Origin of the sequence: Ancylothrix sp. D3o, from assembly GCF_025370775.1 — a bacterium.
Taxonomy (GTDB): domain Bacteria; phylum Cyanobacteriota; class Cyanobacteriia; order Cyanobacteriales; family Oscillatoriaceae; genus Ancylothrix.
In genome coordinates this window covers 20887-30891 of the sequence record NZ_JAMXEX010000029.1, presented here as the reverse complement: position 1 = coordinate 30891, position 10005 = coordinate 20887, and the positions used below count along the sequence as shown (strand labels likewise).

Genomic DNA, 10005 nt, shown 5'->3' with positions numbered 1-10005 from the left:
TTACTGCGCCGCGTTGAAGCTTTAGGCCGGTCTGTCCTCTATTTTGATGAGTTTGATAAGTTGTTTTCTGCCAGTAGTGGGGATTTGACGGGGGAGACGGCCACCAGTATTCAGATTTTGGGTAAGTTGTTGACGTGGTTACAGGATAAGACATCTGAAACATTTGTGATTGCGACACTCAACCGGCTTGCTGCCTTGCCTCCTGAACTTACTCGTAAAGGCCGGTTTGATGATATTTTTTATGTTGGCTTTCCCCAAGCAATTGAACGCAAGCAAATTATTGAATTACACGCTGCCCGTTTTGATCGCCGGTTTAAAAACTCTTCACCGTTATCAGAGAAGGAATGGAAAATTTTGCTTAATCGTACTCTCAATTTTGTTGGTGCAGAATTGGCCGGTATGGTTGAAGCTGCGGCTACGAGGAAAAGCGAAAAGGTTTTAAATTTGTTGGCTCAGTTGTCGGTTAATCCATCCTCTCAATTAATGACTGAGTTAGACAGTTTTGTTTCAAAAGATGTGTTTTTAGATATTCAACGAGCCGGTGATGATTTTTCAACACTATTATTACCTCAAGGCTGTTTGAAGTTGAATATCCAAGATTTCCTCCAAGAACGGGAATTGATTACGCCATTATTTGTAAGAGATACAGACCGGATTTTAGCAATGGAAAACTCAGCCCGTTATGTGGCCCAACCGGCCTCTTCTCCTGATAATTCAGAATATGCTCCATCTATCCAAAGCTTTTGGGGAGAGCCGGCTGGTTGATGGAAATAAATTATAAATAATATTGGCATTGTTCCCTTTTTTAATTGGGTTTGTCTAGTTGCTGGAATTACTATAATTCAGGATTTAAACCGAACCCATCTAACAATTCGACAGCTTTACGTTTTACCTCTTCACCACGCCGGTCATATTTAGCCGTAGTCGCCGGGTCTGCATGACCGGCCAACTTTTGTACCGTCACCATATCCGCGCCCTTATCCAACAGATTACTAATAAATGTGCGGCGGAAATCATGGGCAGAGAAAGTACCAAGGCCGGCTGCTGCCCCCCTTTCTATCAACCTTAATGCTAGGGCATCGGCAGTTATGCGTTCCGTTTGAATGGCCTTCCCAACACACCGGTAAAGTAATGGGCCGGCCTTACGTCCTCTCACCCCTAACCAATCTTCAATTAATTTAGTGCCCCCCGGTGGTAAATACGCCTGTCTTGTCTTTTTCCCTTTTCCTTCTACTACCAATAAACAGCCGTTCTCTGCATTATAATCTTTTAAATTCAGTGCTACTACTTCAGATCGCCTTAATCCTGCACATAAACAGGCAATTGCCGCTGCATCTCTCATCCCGGCTGGCGTTTTAGATTCTACACATACCCGGATCAGCGCCCCTATCTCTTCTGGTTGTAAAAGCCGGCCCCTTGGTGGTGTATTTCCTGTTAGGGGAGCAACACTCACTGCATCTTCATAATCATCAATGCTTATCAGCTTCAGTTTCCGAGCACATTTTAGAACTTGCTTAACTGCTGTCAGCTTCAGGTTGCCTGTTGTTGGTGGATGTGTTTCTGCCAAAACCGAACGTAGCGCAGCGGTGTGTTCATATCTTAGTTTTGCCCAATCCAAAGTCAGGTGATCACATTGCCCATTACTTAATAAATTGGCCACCCAGTTCAGATTATGTGTCATCGTCCGCCTTGACGACGCTGCTAATTGACTCAAGTAGACAGCCGCCGGGTGTCTAGCTAGAGGTAATGGTTCCGCTAATGCCAGAACAACTGGGACATCATTACCTTTTTTGGACGCTTTCATAGGCGGAAACGGGACATTTAACCCATACTTTGTGTTTTTATCTTCCCACACTCTATGGGTTTTACTTCCCCAGAGGCAATAAGGCGCTACCAGGCTCTACCTGGTTCGCGTTCTTCAAATAAACCATCTTGGGTAAATTCCTTTTTCCATAAAGTTTTTAGCGCGAAACTACCACGCCTAAAAGATTTATTGCCCACCAAAGAAAAATAAAAAAACTTTTCTCAATTTTTTATCAAATGTGTCCACATCTAAAAAAATGGTTCCTAATAATTATACGATTTTACTTTGAATAAGAAATAAATAAAAAACTAACCTGATTGCAGTACAAGAAGCATAAGGGAAAAGTATGCTTCATTTTTTAAGGTAAAAGCTGTCTAGGAAGATGCGCCCACCCATAAGTCGCCGGCATTACCCCAAACATCAGTATCTTTGGACGGCAGATAAGGAAAATATGGGGTAAGTACCCAGGCCGGTATTACCCGCACGGTAGGTGGGGTACATCTTTTTCAAAAGCCGTCCCTAAAGCAGAATGTCCCTCCTCGATAGTGTTTTTTTGGCACAAGTGTCAGCTACCATCCGCCGCTCTTAGATGTGCTAAGACCGGCATTTGATAGCAGACTTAAGGGTAAAATGGCCAGCACAACACACCGGCTTAATCGCCCGATGACGAATAAAATGCTATCCTCCATCGACCAGATAGCCCGATGTGGACATCTAATTACTTACTTTCTGCACGACGCGAGAGTTTAGCAAGCGTTATCCAGTAACTCAAGAGTCAACTAAAAAGACATTTAGATTCACCGGCTTATGGGAGAGGGAACAGCCTACCCGGTGTCCCTTGGCATCACATATAAAGTTGTGTAAAGTCAAAGGCAGAATAGCGTAAATTGGCAAAGCCTGAAATATTCAGCAATAACGACTTTTTAATGCGAATTCGAGGCTAAAGTATTACTACTACTGTGCCTTTGCAGCCTGAGTATTGACCGTCCAGCATGGGCCGGAAGAAGGAGTTTTAGAAAACTTTACATTTTGTCATGTTGTGCCCGTATCTCGGCTTTACCCCTATAAGTAGGATTAGGGTTGGCGAATAGCTTGAATCGGTCGATAAGCATCAAGCCCAGCAGCAAGGTGAAGTGGAGCAGGCCATGTTGTAGTACCGAGATAATGAATTAATCCGTAAAGTCGCAGACATTGAACGAAACTTGCCCAATCACTAAAGCAATCCCCTTCTTGAAGAGTAAGGTTGAGGAAAACGCCACGCGGATTATAACCTTGTGCATAGGGCTTGGGCTTCTTCATATCTCCTATATTCTCACCTCTTGTTTTTGCCATCGGTATTAATTTACTTTCCTGAAGAATACCACCACTGCGAGATTCAGGGCGCTGATTGCTCAAGTAGTAGTATCCACATTCAGCATTCTGAGACGAGGGATAAAAAACACCTGCGGTGTGTCCTGCTAATTTCTTTTCTTCATCGCAAACGCGGTAGATAGGAACCTCTAATGTATTAGGCGTAATAATAGAGGCTACGCGAACGTTAGGGTATTCTGAAATGGAAGGGAAGGTAATATTTTTACCTGTATCAAAAGCGAGAGAGTGCTTTTGCCAAAACTGCTTTTGGAGAAATATTAAACCACAAGTGCGTAGATTGGCAGCATCAAAGCAGAATAGCGTTGGCTGTTTAGTTTCTTGGAAGAGATTATTAAACACCCAAGATTGAATGTCACTTTTATTAAAATCAATAGCCTGAAATTTCTTTGCCCCTGATGCCATTTTTACTTGAAAACTATGAAAAGTAAGCCAGTCGTCAAGTCCATAGGCTTTAGCGGTAATACCTTCCTTATCCATACGAACTGCCACAGGCATATATTGAATTTTTTCACCAATGTAGTAACGGATAAGATATACACCTACACTTGCAACATTTGAGGGAAATTTATCTGTTTCAAAAGTAGGATAGAGATAAGCGCCAGCCATTGATAGACCACTCAGTAGCGTATTTTCTACGCGATGAGCATATTTACTTTTTAGGGACTTTGATTTATGGGGTTTCCCTTCGTTTTTTGCTGCCCCTTTTGCTGCTTTTTTTTGAGCAATTTTATCATTCAAATCTTCGATTTCGAGCGAATCTTGGCCATCATTTTCGTCCTTGGGTACAAAGTGATCTGTAACACTACCCATCATTGCTAAAGCCGGACGGAAACAAGGCTTTGGATCTTTCTCAGGATTTTTCCAAAAATTATCCTTGGGCAATATTTCAATTAAAGTTAATGTGACTGCTTGGTTATCTGCGGAAATAATTTTTCTTAATTCTTGATGGCTTTGAAATTCTTTAATTCTACTTTTGCAGTCTGTCTCCCATTTTTTTCCTGATAATTCAGCCCCCAGAGTTCCAAGTTCTGGGACAATTACATCATTAATTTTATACTTCCTCGCCAGAACTCGTATCAAATCCTCAGCTTCTTTGCTTTGGGCTAACAACACCAACTTCAGATTGGGTGGAATATAAAAAGGAGGAGCCTTAGTTTCGTCTGCAAAGTGAGATTTAATAAATTCAGTTACCTGTTTGTACTGGGAAGCTGATTTTCTTAATGCTTTATTGTTAGCACAAGCCGAATAAATTTCTACAAGAGGGAACTTGTCACCAAAAATCTCTTTAAATCGTGACCTACAGGCTTGTAGAAAAATTTCATGGTCTATAGGGAAAAAGCCAACGTCTGTATTATGGGAGCGTGACATAGTATTACTATAAGTTACTCCCCAAGCAAGTTCATCATTTTTACAAGGGTTTTGAATTACATCTTTAGCAGTAAATTTATCTCGGAAGTCAAGTTCCTTAACTAAACGCGCAAGATTGCTTTCAAAATCTATACCTTTTTCCTTGCCCATATACTTCAATTTACAGGCAGCAAATCTTGTTGAGTTCGTAGGTTTAATGAAGACTGTTGCACCTGAATGCAGATATTTAAATTCCCAACTAACCCACCGCTTAATGCCATAGTCACAAATGATATATGGTTCTCCACCTGCACTATAATGGAGAGCGAATGTCAAGCAGTATGAGTAGTAATGTGTTCTTGCTTCCTTTTCTTCGCTATTTTGTTTTTTGCTGCTTGGAACTGCTTGCATCGGAGGCCAGCTAACGACTTCTTTAGCACCACCAGATTCAGCCGAGACAATTTCGCGGAAATTTAGTTGCTCAAATTCCTCATTGTTTTTAGGATTAATCAAAGCAAGAGGGCTTTTGGCTACTGCGCTTGCTAAAAGATAAGGAATTAAATCATAATGCAATTCGTCAATTTTTACTTTTTTATCTTTAATCTCCCAAATAGGTTGGTTAAGCTGCACTGCTTTAATTTTTAAATCGCTACCAGAGAGACGATTAATTTTATCCAAATCATCGCTTATCAAAAAGCTGCAATTTTCAAAGGAAACACGCAGCCAGTTTTTGACAACAGTAGCAATATAATTAGTATCGATGTTTTCAGTTTTGAAATACAGCCAATTAGCAGGTCTTAGCTCGAAAGCATTGGGAGAAGAGAATAAAATGCCATCTACCAGCAGTTGAAGAACTTGGTTGAGGCATTTAACGGGTGGCAAGACAGAATTTTTATTTAGCTTGTGCTTTTGGAGCCGACTAAATAATTCTTTCCACTCATCAGGAACACTCAAGGCATACAAATCAAATGGGAGCGAGAGTTGAGTGGGAACTTGTAACGCCAACAATTGGATTGTTTTAGATTTTGTATTAGATTTTGATGCCATCGATTTTCTCCAATGCACGATAAAAAGGTTCATAGAGTGAGCGCACGAGAGCGAGTTCCCGCGTGTCAAAAGCTGTTCTTGTCTTGCCAAAGTAGGGACGAAGGACGTACTCAAATCCTTTAAGTAATGAGTCTTGCTCAGTTTCCGGTTTCTTTTCAGCAAGGTTGGGAGCCCAAGCCGCATCGATAAACCGAACTAGAGTCGGTTGATTGCCGCGAATGGTACGGGCGATCGCCTGCCACGTTAGTACCATCTGGCTCCAAATCAGTCCTTCTCGGACATCTTTTTCTAACCCTTTGTGGGAATACTGCAACACAGTGTCAAGACTCTTGAGAAACAGACGATAGCCTTCGATTTTCCAATCTCCAGCAGCTTCACGCAAGTTCCCTTCTCTCTCTTGGGCCAGCGCCTTTCTTTCTCTACACAAGGCCAACCGAAATTTGTAATCAAGGTCGTCAGGTGCAGGATGGGGACGAACTAGAAAGTAAGCGCCACCAAAGGCACTTAATCCTTGCTCGTTGAGAATATTTTTACCCCGCCCAATTGCTGCTATAGGTGCAATTAAAATAGCTCGATTCGTCTGAGCAAAGTTTTCTACGTTACCACGCGGAATCAAAGATTCATCGATTTCCTCAAGGGGTGATCTGGCTGTTAAAGCTGCAACGCGCTTATTCCATTCTCCGAGAGTATCAATTGATAAAATTGCATTGTAAACAAATTCAACTTGTTCGTAACTATTGACATACCAAATCAGACGCTTGCGACCTTCAGGCAGAGCATCAAAATCCCGTTGCAAAACGTCAGTTTGACGCAGCAGCGAACGCACAATTTGTAACAGTGATTCTTCTTTAGAATCCACCCCAGAAACGCGAACGCATTTTCCATCTGGCCAGTAACAGGGAGAAAAGTAGAAACTACTTTGAGAAATTGCTTCTGTGGCGCTGCGTTCTTTCGGGCGAAGGAGGTAATCTACTGGGCAATTAATATGATCCACAGGGCTTTGAGGAGCTACACTGGTACCGGACAGTAGCAAAGCGTGTGCACCAAAAGTCCCTTCATCAGCAAACACCTGGGAAAAATTTTCTAAAAGCCAACGTCCCTGTCCTAAAGCTTGAAAATACCAAAGAGTCAATTGATTTGTTTGTTGTTCCAGTTTGAATCCGCAAACTAAACCAGATGCTAATCCTGGTACTAATCCATAAAAATCGCGGGGAATGCGATTAAAGAAAACAACCTCCTGAGCGCTATCGGCTTGTTCGCCCAATCCATAAGCTGTCGTAACCGCCTGCTGAAAAAACCAAACGAAAAGTACCAGCTTGAGAAACAAGGCGAATCGACAGCTAAATCCCCATCGATCTTTGACGGGTTTTAACCAACCCTTGTTGATCAATTTTTCCTGAATTAGGGAGAGTGTGACTTGCTGTTCTTGATAGTTTTCTTTAGCTAACCTCATAGCATATTCAGCTAACCAAGAACTTTTCCAATCACCCCGAAGGAACCCAGCTAATTCTTGATAAACGGGATTTTTATCCAGAATAAACGTATTTGATTCAGTATCGATACCTTGAGCCTTAGCGATTTCTAAAACAAAATCTCTGGCCAGAGACGAGCAAGTAAAAAACTGCCGTTTTGCCAACCATTCGCTCTCATCTGGTGAGAGTTGTAACTGGGTACAGATGTTATCAACTAGAGTATCGGCATTTTGGATAGCATGATTGAATTGTCCAAATATAACTTGTCGTAAGTCATTTCGAGAGTTGCGGAGTTTTTGCGTTCGTGTCCAAGTTACGATTTGGTCGAGAAAACCATTGCTTCCCCGCTCAATCAGTTTGATTGCTGGTAGAAAAGTCGAATCTAAATTAGATTGAACTTTATCGCACTCGTCAAAAAATACAACGCTGCAAGTGCGATACATCAATTCGTAATAATTAATTGATTGCGGACTGACATGAGGTAACGGACGAGTGAAAATAGCGGCAGATACTGTGGTCAAAATCACTTGAGCATCTGCTAGTTGATTAGCGTCTCGATGTCTAGGACATTGGCCGATTAAAGGGCAAATTCTCTCCCCCTCAAATTTATTATCGCTACCTTCATTATTACTATCATCATCTGCTCGAATTTGTCTCAATTCAAAGCAAGGAGGTGATGTAGGAACTGAGGGTTGAAAGTAACTGCTTAAAGGACAAGCTGTTGATAAGTGTTCAAAACCATCTAGTCCTCCGCTGACACTATGCCAGTTTTCCAAATGAACTTTTCGATTTCTTTGACCGATGACAACTGATACCCGCACGCCTGCTTTTTTTAAAAGTGTCGCCATTCTCAGACAGGTAACGACTTCGTTAAAGACTACGCCAACTCGGTGTCCTTTTTTTATCAGTGCAATAGTCAAGATTTCAATGAGAGTGGATTTGCCAGCATTCAACAGCCCAACTAAGTGTTTTACCCCATCAAATACAATTGAATCAGTGGCCGCAAACCCCATTTCTTGAAAGTGTTCGAGAATGATTTTTTGTAATTGTTCCTTTCTGTATTTATCTCCGCTATTTTGGTCTAAAAGCTCTGCTGCTTCTTCCATCTCTGCTCGTGTGATGGCGATCGCGTTTTGGTGTTCGCGGTGCAAGGAGATAGTCTTTCCGTGGTAGCGAGGAAAATCTTGGGGAATTCTGACACTGTAAGTAGATTCTTGAGACCGAAACGAATATTCCTTACCTGGTTCGGCGTATTTAACGGTTCGAGTGCGATACTTGAGTTTATTGCTCAGTAAGTCTTCAAAGCGCTCGAAACGGTTGCCCCAAATAGAGGGCATAGATTTACGAGAGAATCGATAAGCATCATCAATCTCATAAGCTCGATACTTGGAAGGAATCTGTCTGTATGCTCTGACTGACTGCTCTACAGTGTCTTCATTTGATAAGTAGTGCAGAAGTTGCCTCAAATTAAACAGTGTTCTTTTTGCTTCTGCCGTCGTAACTATTGCTATTAAGGGCGGAAACAAATAAAATCGACTGGAGATGAGCAACCAAACAGAAGTAACTGTATCCAGTTCGGATTGAAGTCCGAGCTTTTCAATGGCAAACAGAGCTAATTCCACATTGAGCAAGGCTTCAATCTGGTCTCTGGGGAGCTTGGCTGACTCTTGTAGCGTAGTGCTTGCTTTCGATTTCCAAGACCTAGTTTCTCTCATGTTCTCTCTTCCTTTTTTTAGTGCGAGAGGTGATTTTTGAGGAGGACTTGCTGCCCTCACCTGCACCATCCGGTGCTTGAGTCGTCTGTTGCACGGAAATTTCTTCTAATTTCTTTTTGGCTAAGGCAAAAATAGCATCATCAAAAACGGGTCTTACATCCTGAGTTCGCCAGCGCGATTTAAGTTCTTTGAGATAGGCAGGACGCTCTTTCTTGCGTTCGTTGGGAATAACAATATAAGCTTCATCCCAAGGCGGCTCTTTGGGAAGGGGTTCATCCCCCAGACGCTTTAATAATAGATAGGGGTTATAGTAGTCCTTGAGATCCAATGCCCAAACTTTGCTGTCAGGAAACGTCACCCGCAAATCGTAGTGATCTCGGTCCGGGTAAAGCTCAACCTGTAGCCCTAGTTCTGTTAACTTCTCGTACAGTCGAATTTCCGATCGTCCTGGATAAAACCAAAAGCGTTCAATGCCACGTTTAAGCTTAAGAGAATCGTTGGAAAGCTTGACTTTTTTCTTGAGCCGCCTTCCAGGTGGGCAGCGATTGCAGTTTGGATTAGCGATCGCCTGTTCCCGATCTACTGCGGCTAGTGCGTGACAGTAGGGGCAGGCATAGAAGTTTCCCTCCAACTGGTAGCACAGGGGCGCTATTTCGTAGCATTCCTCTAGCAAATCAGACAGCCCAATCCCCAGTCCGAAGTTGCCTTTTGCCTCTACTAACTCCTGATTGGACAAAACGGGGTGTTCGACAATAAACCTACGAAACTTCGTATAAATTTGTGTTCCTTGTGGATGCGCTTGGCATCGTTGCAGCAAGATAGTTGCTATTCTGGACTGCTCTTGAGAAAGAGTGCTTCCACCAAAGGCTTCTGCCAACTCGATAGTTAGTTCAGTTGGTTCCCCCAGAAACAGCAACGTATCTGAGCCATCGATCTCTTGGTCAACTTCTACTCCCCATTCTTCAAAAGGTTTTTCGCACCAATCCTGGTAAAACTCCGGCACGCTCGTTGGGGCGGATTGTGAGTTGTCTGCCAGTAAAAACACTAAGACAACCTTGTCGTAACCCAATTGCAGGTTTTGAGAATAAGGATAGAGCCTCCCCTGCCGCTGAGAAGTCTGGATCAAACCTGCGGAAATTTGCTCTAATGTGGGTAGTTCGATTTTCATTTAGATTTACTACCTCAAAAAATCTATTTTTTATGATTGTAAATCACTTTCTACAGTTTTGACAAGGAAATAACTAAATAA

5 protein-coding genes are annotated in these 10005 nt (G+C 42.4%); 1 reads left to right on the top strand and 4 read right to left on the bottom strand.

Translation table 11 applies throughout. From position 1 onward, the window contains the following. On the top strand, positions 1–765 hold a 765-nt coding region (locus NG798_RS24200), incomplete at its 5' end, for an AAA family ATPase (protein ID WP_261226284.1). Between the two features lie 70 nt (positions 766–835). On the opposite strand, the gene NG798_RS24195 is transcribed toward NG798_RS24200, so the two are convergent. The 4 genes from NG798_RS24195 to NG798_RS24180 form a co-directional block, all read right to left on the bottom strand. Next, entirely contained in the window at positions 836–1681 is an 846-nt protein-coding gene (locus NG798_RS24195; protein ID WP_261226283.1) for a site-specific integrase, read from the bottom strand. Between the two features lie 1197 nt (positions 1682–2878). Further along, positions 2879–5569 carry a pPIWI_RE module domain-containing protein gene (locus tag NG798_RS24190; protein ID WP_261226282.1) on the bottom strand — a complete coding sequence of 897 codons (2691 nt, stop codon included), beginning with the start codon at positions 5567–5569 and terminating at the stop codon, positions 2879–2881. Beyond that, entirely contained in the window at positions 5553–8756 is a 3204-nt protein-coding gene (locus tag NG798_RS24185) for a hypothetical protein (protein ID WP_261226281.1), read from the bottom strand. The genes NG798_RS24190 and NG798_RS24185 overlap by 17 nt, the downstream gene beginning before the upstream one ends. Further along, positions 8743–9924 (bottom strand): hypothetical protein, encoded by a 1182-nt coding sequence (locus tag NG798_RS24180; protein WP_261226280.1) that lies wholly within the window; start codon positions 9922–9924, stop codon positions 8743–8745. Before NG798_RS24180 ends, NG798_RS24185 begins: the two co-directional genes overlap by 14 nt. Positions 9925–10005: the final 81 nt, after the last annotated feature.

What these genes read in the sequence shown, in the direction of transcription:
- NG798_RS24185 (WP_261226281.1), bottom strand. Translation starts at nt 8,756, where the DNA reads ATGAGAGAAACTAGGTCTTGGAAATCGAAAGCAAGCACTACGCTACAA.
- NG798_RS24180 (WP_261226280.1), bottom strand. Translation starts at nt 9,924, where the DNA reads ATGAAAATCGAACTACCCACATTAGAGCAAATTTCCGCAGGTTTGATC.
- NG798_RS24190 (WP_261226282.1), bottom strand. Translation starts at nt 5,569, where the DNA reads ATGGCATCAAAATCTAATACAAAATCTAAAACAATCCAATTGTTGGCG.
- NG798_RS24195 (WP_261226283.1), bottom strand. Translation starts at nt 1,681, where the DNA reads ATGACACATAATCTGAACTGGGTGGCCAATTTATTAAGTAATGGGCAA.